This window comes from Bdellovibrio reynosensis (assembly GCF_022814725.1).
Classification (GTDB): Bacteria; Bdellovibrionota; Bdellovibrionia; order Bdellovibrionales; family Bdellovibrionaceae; genus Bdellovibrio; species Bdellovibrio reynosensis.
Map to the genome: position 1 here is coordinate 2,179,082 of NZ_CP093442.1, position 20,144 is coordinate 2,199,225.

Sequence of the window (20,144 nt, forward strand, 5' to 3'; positions counted from 1 at the left end):
GTCAGATGGGCCTTTTTCAGCGGCCGGCGGAGTGAAGAGATGTCAAATTGGTCTCCTGAAAAAAGCGCAGAGTTGTACGGCATTAACAACTGGGGTAACGGCTACTTCAGAATCAATAGCGCTGGAAATGTTTCAGTAACTCCGATGGGAGCTGAAGGCCCTGCTGTTGACCTTCACGAATTGACACAAGATCTTTTAGACCGCGGCATCCGCGTTCCTATCATGATCCGCTTTCCTGACATTATTAAATCCCGCGTGGAGCTTTTAAACGGCTGCTTTAAAAAAGCATTCGCTGACCACGGTTACAAAGGGAACTACAACGGCGTTTACCCAATTAAGGTGAACCAACAACGCCACCTTGTTCAAGAGCTTGTAAAATACGGTAAAGACTACAACATGGGTCTTGAGTGCGGTTCTAAACCTGAACTTCTAGTGGTTCTGGCTTTGATGACTTCGCCAAACTCTTTGATCATCTGTAACGGCTTTAAAGATACTGAATACATTGAGACTGCGATTCTTTCTCAAAAGCTAGGCCGTAACACGATCATCGTTGTCGACCGTCGCGAAGAGCTTAAAATGATCGTCGATGCGGCGAAGAAGTTTAACACTCGTCCAAAAATCGGTTTCCGCGCAAAACTTAATACGCAAGGTGCTGGTAAATGGGTTGATTCTTCAGGTGCCCGTTCTAAGTTCGGTTTGACGGCTCCAGAGATCGTTGAGGGTGTTGAATATCTTAAAGCTGAAGGCATGTTAGATTGCCTTGAGCTGATGCACTATCACATCGGTTCACAGGTTCCAGCTATCCAAAGCATTAAGTCTTCTTTAAAAGAAGGCGCACGCTTTTATACTGAGCTTTACAAAATGGGCGCGGGCCTTAAATACATCGACGTGGGTGGCGGTTTAGGTATCGACTACGACGGTTCTGGTCACTCTGACAGCTCTGTGAACTATTCAGCACAAGAATACGCAAACGACATCGTGTCTGTGTTGCAAACTCTTTGTGATGAAAAAGGCATTCCACATCCAAACATCGTGACTGAGTCTGGCCGCTTCCTAGTAGCCCATCACTCAGTCCTTGTGTTTAACGTACTTGGTATTAACGATCTTCATCGTCATGAGCCGCCTCGTCCTGCGACGAAAAGCGATCCAGCGATCATGCAAGATCTTCAGTACATCTTTGAAAAAGTAAATAAAGATAACATCAACGAGTGTTTCAATGACTTAGAACAAGCTAAGCAAGAAACCCTGCAGTTATTCACTTACGGCGTTCTTTCACTAGAACAACGCGCGTGGTGTGAAAGCATGTACTTCACTGTCGCAACTAAGATGGTGAAACTTGCTAAGACGGTTCCTGATACTGAAGATATCATCGCGGCCCTTTCTAAAGAGCTTTGCGATACCTTCTATTCAAACTTCTCTTTATTCCAGTCGCTTCCAGATTCTTGGGCGGTAGGACAACTATTCCCAGTGACTCCGATTCATCGCTTGGGCGAAGAGCCTGTGCGTGAAGGTACACTAGCTGACTTAACTTGTGACTCTGACGGTGTGATTGAAAAGTTCATCGATACAGAGACAGGCGAACCAAAAGAGACAGTTCGTTTGCATTCGTTTGTTGATGGCGAGCAGTACTACTTAGGCGTGTTCTTAACAGGCGCTTACCAAGAGATCCTAGGTGACCTTCATAACTTGTTCGGAGATACAGACGCCGTTCATATTTCTTTAAGCAACGTGGGCTACACTATTGATCACTACGTACCGGGCGATACAGTAACGGAAGTTCTATCTTATGTTCAGTACGGCCGCTCTGAAATGGTTGATAACGTTCGCCAAGCAACTGAAGACAGCATCCAAAAGGGCTCAATCACAAAACAAGAAGCAAAACTTCTGATTAAGCACTACGAAGAAGGCTTATCTGGTTACACATACCTGGAAGAAGCTGAGTAATAATAGAAAGATTCAAAATAAAAAAAAGAGGATGGCCAAAACCATCCTCTTTTTTTTATCCATATAGAGCATGTAAGAGTAAGAGCTAAAGAAAAACATCACCTTCTTATAAAACCTCCCCAACCAACAACTTAGGCGAATCAAAAAGGTCCATATGCAAGGCGGAGGATCCTTCGCGAAGCGGAGGCGTGGCAGCGCCACGTCGGAGAGAAGCGAAGGACCGCACAACGCAGTCAGATGGGCCTTTTTCATTCGCCGCCGAAGCGTGTGAGGTGCAGCTTGAGAATGTATATAAGAATGACAAAAACATTCCTAGCTTCAAGCAACTCACAAAAGACCTAACCACAATCAACCTCCAGAACCTTTCCTTAAGAAAAATCTTACGAGGCAATTGTAAATCAATTGTGAAGAGACCAGAGACTTATCAAATTAGGACAGAAATTTTAGATAAAAAAAAGGGACCTTGATGGTCCCTTTTGCTTTGTAAGTCTTTACGACTACATTTTCGCGTCGAAAGCGTCTCGAACTGCGATACCGATGTTGATTAATAAAATTAAAGTCACAAATAGCGCTGTCATCGGACCCCACACCAACCACTCAGCGATGGTGAACCATTTCTGAGCTTGGGACATCAATTCACCCCATGACGGAGTCGGAGGTGTTAAACCAAGACCCAAGTAATCAAGCATAGAAAGCGTGTACACGTTTCCAGAGATTACGAACGGAGAGAACGTGATGATCGGAGTTAAACCATTCGGCAAGATATGCTTAGCGATAATACGTTTGTGATCAGCACCGATGGCTTTCGCCGCTTCCACGTATTCACGTTTACGCAAAGAAAGGAACTGCGCACGCATGTAAGCAGAAATCCCTGTCCAAGCAAAACACGCATAGAATGCAACTAGCATTGGTAATGACGGAGTAAAGATCGAAATCATAGTGATCAATACGAACATGATTGGCGTACTTTCAACGATCTCTACGATACGTTGCCCAACAAGGTCCGTTTTACCACCCAAGTAACCCATCAAAGAACCAAGCATGATACCGATAGCGTAAGCTAGTAACCACGCACCCAATGCAAAAAGCATTGTGTAACGGAATCCGTAAAGAAGACGGGTCATAACGTCACGACCACTTTCATCTGTACCGATCCAGTTTTGCTTCGTTGGCGGAGACGGATAAGTTTCAACGGTTTTATTGCTTTCGTAAGCGTCCCATTGAATCACTGGCCAGATAGCCCAGTCATCTTCGCCCAACTCAAGCTCACGATAATCCATCACGTAGATATCATCGCGACCGAAATCAGTCGGGTGATAATCTTTAACTAGAGGGAAGTACAACTCCCCTTTGTATTTTAATACGTGCGGATGGTTGTTCGCCCATAATTCAGCGGTGAAGCTAAAGAAGAACATAACCAATAATACCCATACAGAGATAACTGCTGCGCGGTCTCTTTTGAAGCGGCGGTAACGCTTAAGGGTAAGTTCATTTTTAATAAGGTATTTTTGAATTGGATCCATCATTTGAAATCAATCCTTGGATCAATAAGAACGTAAATGATGTCGCTGAAAATACGGCCGAACATCAAAAGCATTGAAGAAATAAATGTCAGACCCATGATCACGTTATAATCGCGGGAAAGAACTGATTGGTAACCAAGTAAGCCGATACCATCCAAGTTAAACATTTGCTCGATAATCAAAGAACCCGCTAGGAAGGCACCGAAGAAGCCGCCCAAACCAGTAGCGATCGGAATCAAAGCATTACGAAGAGCATGTTTAAAGATAACGATTCTTTCAGATAAACCCTTCGCGCGTGCAGTGCGAACGAAGTCAGACTTAATCACGTCCAACATAGAGTTTCTCATAAGAACAGAAAGCTCTGTGAAACCACCGATCATATAACAGATCAAAGGCAGTACGAAGTGATGCAAACGGTCTGTGATTTTTCCCCAGGTTGTGAAGGATTCATAATCATCAGATTGCAAACCACCCAGTGGGAAAAGATTCAATTTACCCGCAAGCACAACGATTAGGAAGATACCTAAAATCAATGGCGGGATTGAATAAGTGAAGTTCAGAATTAATGTAGTAATACGATCATAAGCGCCACCCGCCTTGATCGCTTTTTGCACCCCAAGCGGGATACAAACCAGGTAAGTCAAAAGTAACGAAGCAATACCGAATTGCAAAGAGACTGGGAATTTACTTTTGATTACGTCAATAACCGGTTCTTGGTAAGTGAAAGATTCACCAAAATCCAAACGGCTTAGGTTTTTTAACCAGATGAAGTAACGCTCATGAAGTGGTTTATCAAAGCCATATTGCTTTTTTAAAGCTTCGATAACTTCTTCATTTACAGAGGTATCACCACGGCTGTTCACACCGGCCGCTCCCCCACCGCCGCCACCGCCTGCAGAACCAAATCGGATGGCTTGCAGCTTTTGCTCGATAGGGCTTCCTGGAGCTAGGTTAATAAGCACAAAGGTAACAAGGGTGATCCCGAAGAAAGTGGGGATCATTAATAGCAGTCGGCGAATCAAATAAACGATCAAAGCCTTATCTCCCAATAACAAAAAACTGAGACACTATCCTGAAACGCAAAACAGCCGGGTGCCCGGCTGTTTTGAACAGTAAAAGAGGCACTCACTATTGAGCTGGTTTCATCCACCAGTAGTCTGTACCAATTTCGTACTTAAATGTCTCGCCAGGAGTTCCGATGCGTGAAGAATTTGCATAGAATACATACCTGTCGTTGAATAGGAATGCATATGGAGCGTCTTCAGCGATCTTTTTGTAAACTTCTTTCAGTTTCGCGATACGTTTAGCTTTGTTCGGCTCAACGCGAGCGTCGTCGATAAGTTTGTCTACTTCTGGGTTTTTGTAAGCGATGAAGTTAGATCCACCAGCTACCGCACCAGAAGAGTGCCAGATTTGTTTTGGATCTGGTTCAACAGAACCGCCACCCCACGCCATAGTCACAGCGTCGAAGTTACCTTCATCAACAAGTTTCAAGAATGAATTCCACTCTAGATACTTAAGTTCCATGTCGATACCGGCTTTTTTCAAGTCTTCGCGGTACATAGTCCAATATTTCTCTACGTCTTTATTTGGGTAGATCAATGTGAACTTGAATTCTTGTTTTTTGCCGCCAGCAGTTTTTTCTAGAACACCATTTTTATCAGTGTCAGTCCAACCAGCTTTACCCAAAAGCTCTTGAGCTTTTTTCGGATTGAATTCTAAAGCCTTATTACCAGGATTGAATTCAGAACGGATGTAAACAGCACCGTTAGCAAGATCAGACATGCCGTAACGGAACTTTTTGTTCATCTCTTCGCGGTTTAGTAAGTGCGCCAAAGCAACACGTACGTTTTTGTCCTGGAAAAGTTCTTTACGGAAGTTCCAGCCGATGAAACCGTAAGACTTCGGAGCGCTGTTTTGAACTTTGTGTTTAAGAACTGTTTTGCCCCAAGGAGCGCCTTCAGTTTTCTTCATGAAAGCTTCGATACGTAGATCGATGTAATCCAATTCACCTTTTTTAGCGCGCTCAAGCTGAACGTTTTCATCTTTATAGAAACGCATAGTGATTGAATCAAAGTTGTAAGTCCCTTTGTAAACGGCGTCGTTGTTACCCCACCATTTGTCGTTTTTCTTCAATGTGATTAATTGACCACGATCGAATTTTTGCAAAACGTAAGGACCAGAACAGATAAGCTGTCTGTTCATTTTTTTAGATTTTTCAACATCGCTGTAAACGTGTTTTGGAATTACAGTCAAAGTCGCAGCAGATTCGAAGTTTTTGAAATACAAATCTTTAGCTGTGAATTTGATAGTGTGAGCGTCGATAACTTCCGCTTTAGCCAAACCTTCGTAATATGGACGAAGGTGAGCAGCTTCGTATTTTGGTTCAAAGATAGCGTCAAAAGAGAATTTAACGTCTTCAGCAGTTACAGGTTTGCCGTCATGGAAAACAGCATTTTTACGAAGGAAGAATGTGAAAGTTTTGTTGTCTTTGGAGATTTCCCATTTTTCAGCCAAACGTGGCTTCCAATCGTAGGTCTCAGAGTCACGAGTTACTAAGCCTTCGCACACGTAGTTTTGTACGTCACGGCTGTAAGCATCTGTGCTTGTGATCGGATGAACTGTCGGTGGCTCGCCACCTAAGTTGATTACGAAATTTCCGCCTTTAGGTGCAGACGCATTTGGTGCAGTTGCAAAAGCGGGAGCGGTCAAAGCTGAGCTCAAGAGTAGAGCCAGGATTCCCTTCATATTCATTGTTATCCTCCAAAGAATTTCGCTGGGAATTTAAGTAGTTCCCAAAGTGGGGTTAAAATCGGTTATGGTTGAAAAATAATCAAGTTATTGCTCGATTGACGCCACGCTTAAATGATATATACCCTAGGCTTTTCAAGGAGAAAACTATGTCTGAAAAGACGGTGAAATTCGATCCCACAACAACCATTTCTGCCGAGTACGGGATCTTCGGCATTCCCATGTCTGAAGAAGAATCAAAAGTGGTTCTTGTGCCTGTTCCTTGGGAGGTTACAACTTCTTACGGCGAGGGCGCTTCGAATGGTCCTCAGATCATCCGCCAAGCCAGTGAACAGATTGACCTTTTTGATATCGAAGTTGGTAAGGCCTACGAAGTCGGCTACCATATGCGCGACTTCCCAGAAGACCTTAAGCGCATGAACGATAAATACAAAGCAGTTGCGCAAGAAATTATCGAAATGAAAACTAATTTGAGCGAAGACGAAGCCAAGATGAAAACCTTGTCTGCTCAAGTGAACGAAGCTTGTGAAGAAATGACTCAATGGGTTTATGACCAATGTTCTGATGTACTTAAAAAAGGCAAACTTTTAGGCCTGGTTGGTGGCGACCACTCGACCCCGCTTGGCGCCATCCGCGCAGTAAGTGAAAAGTACAAGGGCGAGTTCGGCGTATTGCACATTGATGCCCATGCAGATTTGCGTGTTGCTTATCAAGGCTTTAAACAATCCCACGCATCGATCATGTACAACGTCATGACGGATGCTAAGAAACCTAAGAAGTTGGTTCAAGTCGGTATCCGTGATTTCTGCGAAGAAGAATATGACTTCAGCGAATCACGCGAAGACATCAAAACTTTTTATGATCTAGAACTTAAGCGCCGCCTGCTTAAAGGTGAAACGTGGGAAAAAGTTTGCCAAGACATCATCAAAGAACTTCCACAAAATGTTTATATCTCTTTTGATATCGATGGTCTTGATCCAGTTTACTGCCCGCACACTGGAACTCCAGTGCCAGGTGGTTTGACAGTTGATCAGATCTTCTTCTTATTCCGCGAAGTGCATAATTCAGGTCGCAAGATCATTGCTTTTGACTTGAACGAAGTATCAACCGGCGGACTTGATCCACATGAAGTGGAATGGGATGGAAACGTCGGCGCGCGCATTCTTTATAAAATGTGCGGATGGTTGGTAAAAAGCCATGCTTAAGGTTTACGAGTACGCGAAGTGTTCTACTTGTGTGAAGGCGCTTAAATATTTAGACGCAAAAAAAGTGAAGTACGAAAAACTTCCGATCGTCGATAAGGCACCATCACAAAAAGAATTAAAAGAAATGCTTGCCGCTTTAAAAGATAAAGGTGGCAGCATTAAAAATCTTTTTAATACTTCTGGTGTTATGTACAAAGAACTGAAGATGAGCGAAAAGCTGCCGTCTATGTCAGAGGCAGAAGCTATCAAACTTTTGTCTGAGCATGGAAAGTTAGTGAAGCGTCCGTTTGTGATTGGAGATAACACTCACCTTGTGGGTTTTAAAGAAGATGAATGGAAAAAGGTTTTCTAAATTAATCCTTGCGGGCTTTGAATAAAAACAAAGCCCCAAGCTAGTACCAAAAGAAATTCAACGACAGCATCCCCCAAGTAAACCTTAGAAATAACTTTTTTTGAGACATAGTACACATCGATAATTCCTAAGATAAAAGCATCCAGCACCGCTAGTGCGATAATTTCTTTTGTGATACTACCAAAGGCTGCCATCAGCATAACAATCGCACTGATTGTGATAAGCCATCCTACAGTGACCACCAGCCACTTATCAGTTTTAGAGCCAGTGAGTTTCAAAAATGATTTCAGGTGAATAACGGGCCAAAGACCCGTTATCAAATAAAATACCGATTGAAAAACCAGCAGGCTTTTCATAGCTGTCGGTTGTTTTCAGGATTTCTAGGACGACCTTGGTTTTCACTATTACTGGTGTAAGGACGACGTTGGGTGGCTTGAGCATGTTGTTGAGTGCGTGCTCCACGATGTAATGCACGTTCTCGATTCATCCTGTAAACGAAGTACAGCCCTGCAAAGACCAAAGCAAATATTAGGATGGTTACGGTTAAACTGACCATAAAAGCCTCCTGTCACCAGTTATTTTACTCTAGATTATTCGCCTCCCCTATTGCGATTTCTCACCGCTTGCCAGGCGGCAAAGTCTATGAATGTAACTGGGATTAATATCAGAGCTGATTCAAAATCTAAGAATGCTTAAAGGTCTTGTATCGATTTTCCTCATTATAGGTCTAGCCAGCCCTGAGACTGCTGAAGCGAAAAAAAAGCAGACTTGCAGTCGTGTTTATCAAATAGGTGTTAGCAACTTTCCTCCTCTTTTTAGTCGCGACCAATATGGCAAACCCATTGGCATTGATAATGACCTAATTACGGCGATATTGAAAAACTCAGGATGTCGTTTTTCCATGCGATCGTTGACCCGTCCCGAATTAGCAAGTCTTTTAAATCGTGGTCGCATTGATATTGCGCTTACCGTTTCAAAGCAGCCAGTCTATGAAGTGAATGGCGAGTTTGTTTTATTGTTCGAGATCTATCGCGAAATCGCCGTTAGAAAAGAAAAAGTAAAAAATCCCTTCGCCTCTTTTAAAGAAGTTTATAACCAAAAAGATCTAAAGTTTGGAAATCTTATCGGCAGCACAGCCATGATGAAACCCGAGGACGAAGCAATTCTTATTAAAGAAAAACGTCTAGTCAAAATGCCTGACGCTGAAGGAATTTTTAAACTGATGGCTGAAAAAAGAATTGATGCCGTTGTCGCAACCCCACTTATCACTCGTTTTTTTAGAGATAAGTTTAAACTTGAAAATGAAATCGTTTTCTTTAGGGAAGATGTGAATCCAGCACCTATCGGAATTATTTTGTCTACTAAGACCCTTTCAGCTGAAGAACGTAAGCAGCTCAAGGATTCCATCAAACAGTTGCGCGCAAACAGAACGGTCATAGAAATTTTGAAAAAAAATTTAAAGACTGACGATTTTGCACCGTCAGTCATTTCTGATCTTCGCCCACCATTGAATCAACCGAGTTTTTAAAATTTTGAAAGAACAAGGCTTCGCACAGATATCGTCGGAATTAACAACGAATTGCAAAACCACGATCATGATAGTTAAAAACGCCATGCCAGTAGGGGCCAATGCCATTGCTGGAGGAAGTCTTCCTAATTCCCCTTTTTGCAGTAAACTAATGACAACTGCTTGTATTACGAAACAATGTTGCGATCAGAAGACCTGTTAGAACAGTTTTCTTCATAGCGTTCCTTTCCCAAAAGCGGTCATCTTTGACACCACGTTTGTTCCCGTAAAGATAAAGAGCAATGTTAATGCCAGGACAAAAAAGGACCATGGGCAGGAAACTCAATGTAGGAAAGGATTTGCTTAAATTGCGAAGCGCAATTGTGAATCGTCTTTGTTCCTAGATTCCTTATTTTGTGTAGCCAGACGAACACCAAGTCCAATCAAACGCACGGGAACGCCGCGACGTTCCCAGGCACGGCTTAACAGTCTTTGAAAATCCTGAATTTTTGGAATGCCGTGAATAACTTCTTCATGGGTGGTTTGTTTAAAGTCATGGAACTTTAATTTCACCACGATACCTTTTACGCGATCCTGATACTGACCTTTTTCAAGACGGCGCATGAAATCTTCATAGAGTGCTGGAATTTCTTTAAGACACTCATCCAAACTTTGGCGATCCTTGTTAAAGGTTTCTTCGACGGTTAAAGATTTTCTTTCCCATTCAGTAACGACTTGGCGATCATCCTTACCCACAGAGAAATCCGAAAGCTCTTGAGCCCTTGAACCAAACCAATGATGCAACTCTAAGACACTGTATTTTTGAATGTCACCGCACGTATGTAATCCCAAATCATGCATCTTTTGAGCAGTGACTTTGCCAACCCCGAAGATTTTTTCCACCGGCAGGTCTTTGACGAAGCCAGCAACGTCTTGAGGACGAATTACAAACTGCCCGTTAGGCTTTTTCCAATCACTTGCTACCTTGGCTAAGAACTTATTTGGCGCAATTCCGGCTGAAGCCGTTAATTGAAGTTCGGTGAAAATAAGTCGACGGATTTCTTGTGCGATCAACGTAGCACTGCCACCGAATTGTTCGCATTCAGTCACGTCAAGGTAAGCTTCGTCCAACGACAATGGTTCGATTTTGTTTGTGAATCTTTCAAATATTTCGCGCACTTTTCGACTTTCAAGTTTGTATAAGTCGAAATTTGGAGGAACTAAAATAAGCTGAGGACATAACCGCACGGCTTGTGAAGACGGCATTGCCGACCGCACACCGAACTTACGAGCTTCATAACTAGCAGTACACAGAACACTTCGTGAATTTGGAGGTCCACCGATACCTAATGGTTTGCCTCGCAGCTCTGGGTGGTATTTCACCTCTACGGCCGCATAAAAACAATCCATGTCTATGTGGATAATCTTCCTCATTTACATATTATTTACATATCAACTAAGGCAAATCAAGTAGATTCTGTTTCAAACTCGATGGCTGCGGAGTCCTCTTGGGGAGCGCCTTTTACGGGAACAAATTTAGCCGAAATCAAAGCGTGAGCCTTGTCAGCAATCAGGCCACGGTCATCTTCAGTTGTGCAGAAGATTTTTTCCAAGAATTCAACTTCAGCATCCACCGATTTTAACGTGAGAGATTTCCACATCGCTGTCACAAACGGAATATCGCCGTACCAACAAACATGGTCACGCCACTTTAAGGAAAACTCTTCGTCATTAATCTTACGGAAATTAATAACGATGGGTTGAATTGGAACTCCCGCGTAAGCGGCAGCCATGATCAATGTTTTCTTAAACGGCAAAACCTTTTCGCCATTAGTTGATGTCGCTTCGGGATAAAGCACAACTCGGTAGCCACGCTTTAAAACGGCGCCGATGGATTTCATTTCTTCTAAAATCTTCGTGCGACTGCGGCGCTCGACGTACATGCAGCCTGCCATTTCGGTCAATAATCCTAGGAATGGCGTTTCTTTCATTTCATTTGAAGTTACAAAGACCACCGGAAAACAGGAAGCCAACATCAAGATATCAACAAATCCCATGTGATTACTTACGGCTAAGAATTTTTCTGAATCACCTGGACGGTTGGTGTACTTAACTCTGCAGTTAAAGACTTTAAGCATGATTCCGCTAGTAAAACGGCTGTTGTTTGAAAATGTACGAATTCTTTTATCGGGATCGCGAATAAAGAGATGGCAAAAGAACGACCAAATCAGAAAGCTAGAAATGATTAAAACAAATAATATAAGTCTATAGCCGCCGCGCAGCCCGGTACGGATTTCTTCCACACCTTATTAGAATCCAGCAACCGGGCTTTGACAATGAACTTTAATTACAATCGACTTCGACGATATCTAAATAAAGGCTTCGCGTATATGCGCGCGCTTTGCCAGTACCAATTAGTGTGGCAGCCAAATTTCCTCTTAAGATAGCCGAACCACCGCACTCAGTTTCAAGAATCGCTGCTTGCTGCAAAGACTTGCTGATTCGTGACGTACGATCGGTTGATTCGGTCTCAACAACTTGTCGCTCACCTTGCTCACCGGCTTTGAAAAGTTCTAAATCAACACGAGCCTTTGTTTGGGAGGGGTATGCTCGTAAACTTGTAAGCTGATGGCTGTTTGCAACGATGATTTTCTTTCCGGCGGCTGCTTGAAGAGTCACTGCAAAGGTGCAGGCTCCGCGTGCTACTTTTTTATCTTCTTCTTTTTTCACATATATGCTGTTTGGAATTAAATAACGATTTTGTCCCACTTCAGTCAGCTCGTGGGTTCCCACTGATGCTTGACAGGCACTGCCTGCGATTTCTACATAACCAAGTTGAGCTGCCTCGGCTTGTAAAACAAAGAGAACACTAGCTGCTAAAATCATAACGCTCTTACCCATAACTCCCCCTTGTGGTTTTCTGGAAGCTTTTTGCCACCAGATTCTTCGATATATTTTTCAGTTTCAAAAAAAGTGCCAATAAAAAACCAGGCGATTTGCACCGCCTGGAAAGATAGTAATATCGAAATTTTTTTTCAATCACATCACAAGTAATCTGCAACACAACACTATGCTGCCGATGAAACTACGGGCTTAAGAATATTGATTCGCTGCTCTTTTTTGAAGAAGTCCTTCCATGGGTCCACTTTTCTTTTACTTAAATGTTTAATAGCGTTTTCCAAAGTGAAGACGTCAGGCCCTTCAATGGTTTTCAGCTCTTCCCAAGTGATCGGCATCGCCACTGCTGACTTCGCCCGTGCCCGCAAGGAATAAGGCACGACAGCTGTTGCCCCGCGACCGTTTCGCAAATAGTCCACAAAGATTCTTTTCCCGCGAACTTTCTTAGCCATGTTCACTGTATAACGGTCAGGATTGCGCGAAGCCATTTCCTTACCTAATGTGTGCGAAAAAGTTTTAATCTGATCCCAGGAATATATCGGCGCCACAGGAATGTGAACATGGACCCCTTTTCCGCCAGACACCTTAACAAAGCTTTTCAACTGCAGACCATCTAAAATTTCTTTTAAAGAAAATGCAGCTTCAATAACTTGCTTCCAATGCACACCAGGACCCGGGTCGAAATCCATCACGATCTGATCTGGATTTTCGATGGCATCACTGTGACAGTTCCAAGCGTGAAGTTCAAAAGCATTCATTTGCGACAAAGACAACAACCCTTCTTTAGAATCAATAGTCAAATACGCCTTCGGCCCGCTTCTTTCGACGATGGTGACGGGAATAAATTCTAAAGGAACTTTTCCAGCGATGTGCTTTTGGAAGAAACAAGTTTTCTCTGAACCTTCCGGGCATCGCAACAATGCCAAGGGGCGATTCGCAATATGCGGCAAAATTACTTCAGCAAAATCTTGATAATATCTAGCAATCTGCAGTTTCGTTATTTTTTCTTTTCTATATAAAATTTTATCCGGATTAGTGAGCGCTAATTTCTCGTTATCAGCTTTCTGTTTTGGCGAGACTTTCTTTTTCGGAACTATTACTGACTTTAACGATTTTTTATTCTCAATATGAATTTCTTTAGCAGGTTTATCTTCACGCAGACCATGAAACACGGCGGTCCGTAAAATCTTATCTGAAGTCCACTGCCCAAAACTTACTTCCGCAACAAGTCCCGGCTTAATGTAATGAACGCCGCGCCCTTTTGGCGAAGCTATATCAAACGGGCTTTTTGTCATTTCCCGAGGCTTTAATTTCTTATGTATGTCCATTAAAGAACGTTCTGTAAAACCCGTCCCGACTTTTCCGACATAACGAAGCTTTCCATCCTCGTAAGCTCCTAACAAAAGGGCACCAAATCCCCCATTGCGCGAGCCTTCACCCACCGTATAACCACCGATCACAAACTCCTGATGAAGTTTGCATTTTGTTTTTACCCAGCCACTGTTTCTGCTGCTGCGGTAAGGAGCATCAAGATCTTTAGATACAAGACCTTCCAGTTGATAATTACATGCAGCTTCGAAAAGATCAGCACCACTTCCGTCGACGTGCTCACTATATCGAATGATCCTGTTGTCAAACTCTGCCAGGATTTTTTCCAGTCGATGTTTTCTTTCTTTAAGTGGAAAGGACCTACAATCGACGCCATCCACGTATAACAAATCAAAAACATAGTAAATCAAACGTCTTGATTCTTTGGCCTTCAAAGAATTCTGCAATTTTTGAAAATCACTTCGCCCTTGATCGTCTAACCATACGACTTCACCATCTAGGATGGCATTGCTCACGGGCAGATCCTTTAATTCAGATGCGATGGTTGGATATTTTTGACTCCAGTTAAGACCATTACGGGTGTAAAGAGTTACCTTTCCACCTTCGATGTGAGCTTGCGTACGATAACCATCAAACTTAGTTTCATGCACCCAACTTTCTCCTTCAGGCGGCTCTTTGACGAGCTCTGCTAGCTGAGGAGATATGAATCCTGGAAGCTTTTTTACGCGGGCTTTTTTTTTTGAAGTCACCTTTTTCGCGGCAGCAGCGGGTTCAGCGGTTTTTCGGCGCTTACTTACTTTTCCAGTATTAGGATCTTCAATGGGGACTAACGGTTCTGTGTTGGCATAAGCATCGGTCCTTTTAACAAGCAACCACTGCGACTTGTCGCCGGAAGCTGGGCGACTTGTTTTGATAAGCATCCACTGACCATGCAGATGCTTACCTTTAAGTTTAAATTCCAAATGCCCTTTCTTTAAACCCTCACGGGGATTCCCTATCGGCTCCCAAGTGCCAGTGTCCCAAATGTAAACTCGGCCCGCACCGTAGTTGCCTTCAGGAATCACGCCTTCAAAATTTCCATAGGATAAGGGGTGATCTTCTGTTTCAACGGCCAAACGTTTTACTGTCGGGTCATTGGAAGGACCTTTGGGCACAGCCCAGCTTTTTAAAACACCGTTGTATTCAAGGCGAAAATCATAATGCAACCTAGAGGCATGATGTTCTTGCACCACAAACATCAAAGGATGATCCTTGGATTTTGATTTCTTAGGAGCATGTTTTGGTTCTGGCGTTTCCCTAAAATTTCTTTTTTTATTATACTCGCGCAACGGCATTAGTGATGTCTCCTAGAAGCAGATCGACCATTGGCCGCTTTCTTTGTTGGCGGTCTAGACATTTTTGGTATTTTCTCTTCTTTGGGCTCTTTGGTTTTCTTGCCTTTTGCTTCTAAGCTTTTTCTTAATAGTGGCAAAAGATCGACCACGTTAGATGATTCTTCGACGCGTTCTTCTTTAACTGGTTCTTCGACAAATTTGCCTTTGCCGGCTTTAACCTTAGCTTCGATTCTTTTCATGATGTCGTCATAAAAAGTATCTTTGTATTTTTCTGGTTTCCATTTCGCTGACATACCCTTGATAAGGTCTTCGGCCATCTTTAATTCTCGGTCAGAGAATTTGACGTTGGGGTTTACTTCTTCAAGATAATTAACTTCATCGATTTCTTTGACCTCGTGGGCAAAGCGAAGAATTTCTAAAATAAGGTAATCTGATTTGGGCATTATCATGCAAAGATGTTGTTTAGTGCGAATCACGATTTTTGCAATTGCTACTTTACCTGTATTTTCTAAGGCTTGTTTAAGTAAGAAATATCCTTTTTCAGCACCCTTTTGCGGAGCCAGATAATACGGCTTTTCAAACAGCATCGTATCAAGATCTTCTTGTGGGACGAAATCTTCGATATCAATGGTTTTTGTAGCTTTAACATTCGCACGTTCGAAATCTTTATCTTCCATGATAACAAACTGGCCGGGTTTGTATTGAAACCCTTTTACGATGCGATCATAGGGAACCTCTTTACCGGTTTTAGCATTTATTTTTTTGTATTTGATATGCGCTAAATCTTTTTCATCCAACATTGAAAAACTAAGGTCTTTGGATTGTTGGGCGCTTTGTAAAGATACGGGAATGTTCAAAAGGCCAAAACTGATGCTCCCTTTCCAAATATTTGATCGCATATTCCCCCCTACCACTAAGGTAATCGCGTTCACCGGGGACATAAATGAAAAGGCAATGTCTTGGTAAAACTCAGGATGAAAAAATGACCCAGCACATACCCTCAGTACTTGGGTCGGTTCCTAGATTTAAAATGTGAAATCCAAAATGCTGGAATTTCATATTCATTAATCGGACTAAGTCGAATTAAACCGACTTTAAGCCTGGCAATGGGATTGCTTATTGCCCTGATGGATTATTAGAAAAGGAGATTTTCATGTCCAAAAATATGTACCGTTTGACACTTATATTGGTTTCGCTTTTTCTAGCCATGAATTTGGGATGCCAAGGAAGTTCATCCGGCGAAAAAAAAGAAGCACCCACTGGTGGCGCCCCTGAAGGACAAACCACCAAAGTGTTCCCGAATGGAATCATGATCGATATCGCAAAACTCGTTGAGCTGCGAGAAGATCAATCGAATTTTCCAGAGTTCAAAGAAAATCTCAATGTTTTTCAGGCGCGAATTTCTATTCCTGAAACTCTTTATAAAGCTTCCACTGAAATTAGACGATCCCACAAAGCAGATGCTGTAAACCCAGGCTATGAAGTAGTGCCAAAAGCTTCCGCTGAATATAAGGATGGTTATTACGTTGTTACTGACACCTTTCGTTTATTCGAAAGAAGTTTAGTAAAGTCTTCGGTCGCCTATAAGGTCTACGTCGATGAAAAGGCTGCTGCCGGGAACACTGTCATCTTGCTGCCGGACCTTGTAGTTCCAAAAGTGACAGATAAAGCGCTGACCCTTGATGCGCTTGGAATGGCAAGCGGCAAGTACGAATTTGGCAACCTTATTTTAGAACGGGATGCTGTTCTTTTCACTCAAGGCGCAGAAATCCAATTATTCACTAATCGCCTTATTTCTGATCAAGCAAGAATAGAAACGTTCAGCCATGAAGAAGCTATTAAAGCCGCAGATGATCTTGATAACGGTCGCAGTGGCGGCGCAATTTACCTTCAAGCTAAAACTGGAACGGGCTCTTTACATGTAGAAATGCGTGGAACTAAAGGTGGAAAAGGCGCCATTGGTGATAATGCTTCGGGCACGGGCACAACTGGAGGTACGGGAGCTGATGGAGTTGCTTACACTGAATGTGAACCTCATCCAAGATTCGCCGTTTCAGTTCCTCGCGAGTCTGATGTTCTTATGATGGTGAATAGACCTATCGAGACTCAACGCTGTTATAGTTGGTGCGAACGTAATCCTGGTTCCGGTGGCCAAGGTGGCAAAGGTCCAACAGGTGGCAAAGGAAAAAAAGGCGGTACGGGAGGAAGCTCTGGAACTATCAACATTCTAGTTAATAAAGCCCAACCCAATGTTCAGATCACTGTGAACCGCATCCCTGGCGAAGGCGGCGAAGGTGGCGAAGGTGGTAAAGGCGGTAGTGGTGGCGCTGGAGGTGCTGCAGGATCTCAGCCGAGAAGCTGTAAAGCTGCTTCGGCTGGAGCTACAGGACCAACCGGGGATCAAGGACCTAAAGGCGACAGTGGTGACGTCATTGAACTAGATAACACTAGCAGCGTCATTGTTGATGGAAAAGAAATTCTGTAGGAGACGAAAATGAAAAAACAGCTAATAACATATTCGACAATTCTGGCAATGGTTACTTCGGCTTGTTCTCCGCAAAACAGTCGCGAAGGAAAAGTTGCGAAAGCTAACGCCGCAAGCTTTGAATCGAAAGACTGGATTCAATTTCAATCTTTGATTAAATCAGAAAATCCAAATATCGCCCTGGCTGAAGCCTTAACCATTCTAATGCAGGAACAAAATTCCGAGCTTGCTGTTGCCCTCCGCAAAAAAGTTGCTGAAGGTGATCTGTTAATTCCAAAAGAAGTGAACGATGAATGGATTATAGCCAAACAAAGCATGATCACAGAAGGCGCCACAGCCATTGCTGATGGCGAACTTTTAGCTAATTCATTGAACTTAAATTTGGATGAGGTTCAGCGTAGCAACGCTTTTAATAATCAAATTAATATTAAGGTCGCAGGCATTGCGCAATCGTTGGCGATGCAACACCTGCTGCAAACATTTGACGAACAGATCAAGAAAGATGGCGGCGATATCGCTTCTGACATGATTGATCAGATCGCAAAAAAAGATCCTAAAGTTCTTGAGAAGATTAATTCAACCCAATCTGAAGAAGACTATTCGAATAAAATTCAGGACATTATTAAATATCTAAAACAAGCAGATTATGTCCTGCTAAAGTATGACTTTGCCAAAGACGATCAAACGAAGATGGTCATTTATACAGCAGCTGCTGGAGCCATCGCTTTACATTTATCCAAACATCCCACCGTTCAGAATATGATTAAGGTGGGAAAAGACTTACAAGAGCTGCATGAAAAAGCAAAAAAAGTTATCTCTTTAGCTAAGTCTATTGAAGAGTACGGCAAACAACTTAAAAAAGATGCCGATGACATGGGTAAGTCTGCCAAAGGTGTTTTTGATCAACTTTCTAAACTGAACGTAGAAATTAATACTTCTTTAAGTGCTGACGGCAAACAGAAAGCACGCCAAGTGCTTGATGATATTTTAAATGGTCGCGCTCCTACTGACATTCCTAAAGATCTCCCTCCGGAAGTGGAAGAACAGCTGAAAAAAACGGGCTTCTTTCAGCGCAGCCGTGAAATCGAGACTAACGTAAACACTTTCATTAACAGCGCTAGCAGCGCCTCGAAGTCATTAGAAAACATCGTGACTGCAACATTCAACATCACCAATGCACTTGGTGTTAAACTTGATCCGGGCGTTCAAAAAGCGATGAATACGGCTGTTAAAATCAGTCAAGGTATTCAAGTCGTAGGTGCTGTCGCTAACGCGTTTAAATCAGGTGGTTTTGTTGGCGCATTGACAGCATTCTCTGGCGGACCAGCAACCATGGCACTAGCGGCCTTCGGTGGCGGCCTTGGCGGTGGTGGGCCCGATCCTGCGATCATGGCGGAACTTGCAGCTATTAAGCAAAGCCTTGAAGAAATCAAAGCCATGCAACGAGAAATTTTGGAAAATCAAAAAAGAACGATGGTCATGATTAAAGACTTGGCACTCATGATTGAGCAATACCATCGCGAAGAAATGATGGCCTTAGTGGATATTCGTGAAGAAGTCTTAAATGTAAGAGACGGTATTTCTGAAATTAATGAAGAAGCTTTCCGTTCTTGCCAGGCGATGACTTCATTTGCTCTTAAAAAGTCGCCGCAGTTTACATTGTTAAATAAAAAGAAGTACGAACAGTTCAATGCTTCGAACATGGATTTAATTAAGTCTACTATTCGTGAGGTGAATACAAGTCCTCGTGCTCTTACAGCATTTATTAAAAACGGTTCAAGTGAACATTTTAGAACCTGCCAGCGTGAAATCAGTATGGTTTTCATGACGACAGAAAATGGAAAGTTCAACCGTGCTCTATGGAGCGATAGGGCAACCAAGGGCAGTTCTAGAAACGGCGGAACCATCGCCACCAATTACTATATGCCAGCCTTAGAATATTTATCTTCCATTGTTGAAGAAAAAGAAGGGCGCTGGCAGGAACTAGCATTGCATCTTCCGGTACTAGACATGAAGACACTTTCTGGCAAAAAGGCTTTCTATCTTAATCAATCCGGCGATGAAAGTAATCTTGAAGAGCTAAACCAATTAACTGCGACCCATAAACTTGAACACTATGTGACAGGTTTATTGATTCTATATCCCTTCCTTACTATCGATATGGAAGATTGGACTTCGGGTCTTGATAAAGTGTATGTGTCGGCAGTCTCTGATGAAACCCATGAAAGGGCTCGCCAATGGCTAAGTAATGCGTTTGAGCGCGTGCGTATGGCAATTGCTCAGGAAGCTTTATTGGCAGGTGAACCGTTGTTGCCGAATCTTTATGAAAATTGGCAAAACATCACTGCAGAAAAAGGCGAATGTGATGTAGAGCAAAAGCCGAAATTCTGTTTTGTGAAAATGAACAACTTAATGATGGATAACTTGATTAGCTATGTTCTATTTAAGCGTTTAGAAACTCCGCTTGCTAAAGGGCAAGAGGCGCGTAAATCAGAGCTTAAAGCGATTTATGACGATCAAAAACGCTTGGCACAAGTATTAGGCGTTGCTGCTGAAAAGGTAACCAAAGATCAAAACGGACGTTATATTTTAAGCTTCGGCGAAAGAACTAAAGTACTACTGCCTGATTTTGAAACAGTGGCATCAGGAAAAATTCAGTATACAGAGGCGATGGCGCGAATGGTGCGTTTAGAGCATAAAGTTGCTGATGAACTTCTGAAAATTTCACCGAACAGTTACCAAAAAAGTCTGCAAGACAAACTTGCGATCAGTTTATTCCTTAAAAATTAACAAAATTAAAAAGGCCAAGTTAAAAC

16 protein-coding genes are annotated in these 20,144 nt (G+C 42.7%); 6 read left to right on the forward strand and 10 right to left on the reverse strand.

The annotated features are described in order from the left end of the window. Positions 1 to 39 precede the first annotated feature (39 nt). The gene (speA, locus tag MNR06_RS10225) at positions 40 to 1,944 is read left to right on the forward strand and encodes a biosynthetic arginine decarboxylase (protein ID WP_243535693.1); all 1,905 of its coding nucleotides are present in this window, start codon (positions 40 to 42) and stop codon (positions 1,942 to 1,944) included. A 497-nt stretch (positions 1,945 to 2,441) separates the two neighbouring features. Here the strand turns inward: speA and MNR06_RS10230 are convergent, their stop codons facing one another. The 3 genes from MNR06_RS10230 to MNR06_RS10240 all read right to left on the reverse strand — a co-directional run bounded on the left by MNR06_RS10230 (position 2,442) and on the right by MNR06_RS10240 (position 6,221). After that, positions 2,442 to 3,470 (reverse strand): ABC transporter permease subunit, encoded by a 1,029-nt coding sequence (locus MNR06_RS10230; protein WP_243535695.1) that lies wholly within the window; start codon positions 3,468 to 3,470, stop codon positions 2,442 to 2,444. Next, on the reverse strand, positions 3,467 to 4,501 hold the full coding sequence (locus MNR06_RS10235) for an ABC transporter permease subunit (RefSeq protein WP_243535697.1): 1,035 nt from the start codon (positions 4,499 to 4,501) through the stop codon (positions 3,467 to 3,469). The genes MNR06_RS10230 and MNR06_RS10235 overlap by 4 nt, the downstream gene beginning before the upstream one ends. Before the next feature lie 94 nt (positions 4,502 to 4,595). Beyond that, positions 4,596 to 6,221 (reverse strand): peptide-binding protein, encoded by a 1,626-nt coding sequence (locus tag MNR06_RS10240; RefSeq protein ID WP_243535699.1) that lies wholly within the window; start codon positions 6,219 to 6,221, stop codon positions 4,596 to 4,598. A gap of 146 nt (positions 6,222 to 6,367) precedes the next feature. Between MNR06_RS10240 and MNR06_RS10245 the strand changes: the two genes are divergently transcribed. Beyond that, the gene (locus tag MNR06_RS10245) at positions 6,368 to 7,423 is read left to right on the forward strand and encodes an agmatinase family protein (RefSeq protein WP_243535701.1); all 1,056 of its coding nucleotides are present in this window, start codon (positions 6,368 to 6,370) and stop codon (positions 7,421 to 7,423) included. Further along, positions 7,416 to 7,775 carry an arsenate reductase family protein gene (locus MNR06_RS10250; protein ID WP_243535702.1) on the forward strand — a complete coding sequence of 120 codons (360 nt, stop codon included), beginning with the start codon at positions 7,416 to 7,418 and terminating at the stop codon, positions 7,773 to 7,775. The genes MNR06_RS10245 and MNR06_RS10250 overlap by 8 nt, the downstream gene beginning before the upstream one ends. On the opposite strand, the gene MNR06_RS10255 is transcribed toward MNR06_RS10250, so the two are convergent. Together MNR06_RS10255 and MNR06_RS10260 are read right to left on the reverse strand one after the other, a co-directional pair. Continuing rightward, positions 7,772 to 8,053 carry a hypothetical protein gene (locus MNR06_RS10255; RefSeq protein WP_243535704.1) on the reverse strand — a complete coding sequence of 94 codons (282 nt, stop codon included), beginning with the start codon at positions 8,051 to 8,053 and terminating at the stop codon, positions 7,772 to 7,774. The two genes, MNR06_RS10250 and MNR06_RS10255, sit on opposite strands and share 4 nt — an antisense overlap. Continuing rightward, positions 8,034 to 8,249, reverse strand: coding sequence for a hypothetical protein (locus tag MNR06_RS10260; RefSeq protein ID WP_243535706.1), 216 nt, complete (start codon positions 8,247 to 8,249; stop codon positions 8,034 to 8,036). Before MNR06_RS10260 ends, MNR06_RS10255 begins: the two co-directional genes overlap by 20 nt. Positions 8,250 to 8,463: 214 nt before the next feature. On the opposite strand from MNR06_RS10260, the gene MNR06_RS10265 reads away from it, so the two are divergent. Then, positions 8,464 to 9,303, forward strand: coding sequence for a substrate-binding periplasmic protein (locus MNR06_RS10265; protein ID WP_243535707.1), 840 nt, complete (start codon positions 8,464 to 8,466; stop codon positions 9,301 to 9,303). A gap of 342 nt (positions 9,304 to 9,645) precedes the next feature. Here the strand turns inward: MNR06_RS10265 and dinB are convergent, their stop codons facing one another. The 5 genes from dinB to ku all read right to left on the reverse strand — a co-directional run bounded on the left by dinB (position 9,646) and on the right by ku (position 15,742). Beyond that, complete coding sequence (dinB, locus tag MNR06_RS10270) at positions 9,646 to 10,716, reverse strand: DNA polymerase IV (RefSeq protein WP_243535709.1); 1,071 nt, start codon at positions 10,714 to 10,716, stop codon at positions 9,646 to 9,648. Between the two features lie 32 nt (positions 10,717 to 10,748). Beyond that, positions 10,749 to 11,420 carry a lysophospholipid acyltransferase family protein gene (locus MNR06_RS10275; RefSeq protein WP_243535711.1) on the reverse strand — a complete coding sequence of 224 codons (672 nt, stop codon included), beginning with the start codon at positions 11,418 to 11,420 and terminating at the stop codon, positions 10,749 to 10,751. Positions 11,421 to 11,625: 205 nt separating this feature from the next. Continuing rightward, positions 11,626 to 12,183 (reverse strand): hypothetical protein, encoded by a 558-nt coding sequence (locus MNR06_RS10280; RefSeq protein WP_243535713.1) that lies wholly within the window; start codon positions 12,181 to 12,183, stop codon positions 11,626 to 11,628. 167 nt (positions 12,184 to 12,350) lie between these two features. Continuing rightward, positions 12,351 to 14,843: a DNA ligase D gene (ligD, locus tag MNR06_RS10285; RefSeq protein WP_243535715.1), complete on the reverse strand. Its 2,493-nt coding sequence runs from the start codon at positions 14,841 to 14,843 to the stop codon at positions 12,351 to 12,353. Next, a complete protein-coding gene (gene ku, locus MNR06_RS10290) occupies positions 14,843 to 15,742 on the reverse strand; it encodes a non-homologous end joining protein Ku (protein WP_243535717.1) in 900 nt (299 codons plus the stop codon). The genes ligD and ku overlap by 1 nt, the downstream gene beginning before the upstream one ends. 254 nt (positions 15,743 to 15,996) lie before the next feature. Between ku and MNR06_RS10295 the strand changes: the two genes are divergently transcribed. Together MNR06_RS10295 and MNR06_RS10300 are read left to right on the forward strand one after the other, a co-directional pair. Next, the gene (locus tag MNR06_RS10295) at positions 15,997 to 17,328 is read left to right on the forward strand and encodes a hypothetical protein (RefSeq protein WP_243535719.1); all 1,332 of its coding nucleotides are present in this window, start codon (positions 15,997 to 15,999) and stop codon (positions 17,326 to 17,328) included. Between the two features lie 9 nt (positions 17,329 to 17,337). Continuing rightward, entirely contained in the window at positions 17,338 to 20,118 is a 2,781-nt protein-coding gene (locus tag MNR06_RS10300) for a hypothetical protein (protein ID WP_243535721.1), read from the forward strand. Positions 20,119 to 20,144 lie beyond the last annotated feature (26 nt).

Bases quoted from the DNA above. Each gene is read 5' to 3' on its own strand.
- speA (WP_243535693.1), top strand. From the start codon at position 40: ATGTCAAATTGGTCTCCTGAAAAAAGCGCAGAGTTGTACGGCATTAAC.
- MNR06_RS10230 (WP_243535695.1), bottom strand. From the start codon at position 3,470: ATGATGGATCCAATTCAAAAATACCTTATTAAAAATGAACTTACCCTT.
- MNR06_RS10240 (WP_243535699.1), bottom strand. From the start codon at position 6,221: ATGAATATGAAGGGAATCCTGGCTCTACTCTTGAGCTCAGCTTTGACC.
- MNR06_RS10245 (WP_243535701.1), top strand. From the start codon at position 6,368: ATGTCTGAAAAGACGGTGAAATTCGATCCCACAACAACCATTTCTGCC.
- MNR06_RS10250 (WP_243535702.1), top strand. From the start codon at position 7,416: ATGCTTAAGGTTTACGAGTACGCGAAGTGTTCTACTTGTGTGAAGGCG.
- MNR06_RS10265 (WP_243535707.1), top strand. From the start codon at position 8,464: ATGCTTAAAGGTCTTGTATCGATTTTCCTCATTATAGGTCTAGCCAGC.
- dinB (WP_243535709.1), bottom strand. From the start codon at position 10,716: ATGAGGAAGATTATCCACATAGACATGGATTGTTTTTATGCGGCCGTA.
- MNR06_RS10275 (WP_243535711.1), bottom strand. From the start codon at position 11,420: ATGCTTAAAGTCTTTAACTGCAGAGTTAAGTACACCAACCGTCCAGGT.
- MNR06_RS10280 (WP_243535713.1), bottom strand. From the start codon at position 12,183: ATGGGTAAGAGCGTTATGATTTTAGCAGCTAGTGTTCTCTTTGTTTTA.
- ligD (WP_243535715.1), bottom strand. From the start codon at position 14,843: ATGCCGTTGCGCGAGTATAATAAAAAAAGAAATTTTAGGGAAACGCCA.
- ku (WP_243535717.1), bottom strand. From the start codon at position 15,742: ATGCGATCAAATATTTGGAAAGGGAGCATCAGTTTTGGCCTTTTGAAC.
- MNR06_RS10295 (WP_243535719.1), top strand. From the start codon at position 15,997: ATGTCCAAAAATATGTACCGTTTGACACTTATATTGGTTTCGCTTTTT.
- MNR06_RS10300 (WP_243535721.1), top strand. From the start codon at position 17,338: ATGAAAAAACAGCTAATAACATATTCGACAATTCTGGCAATGGTTACT.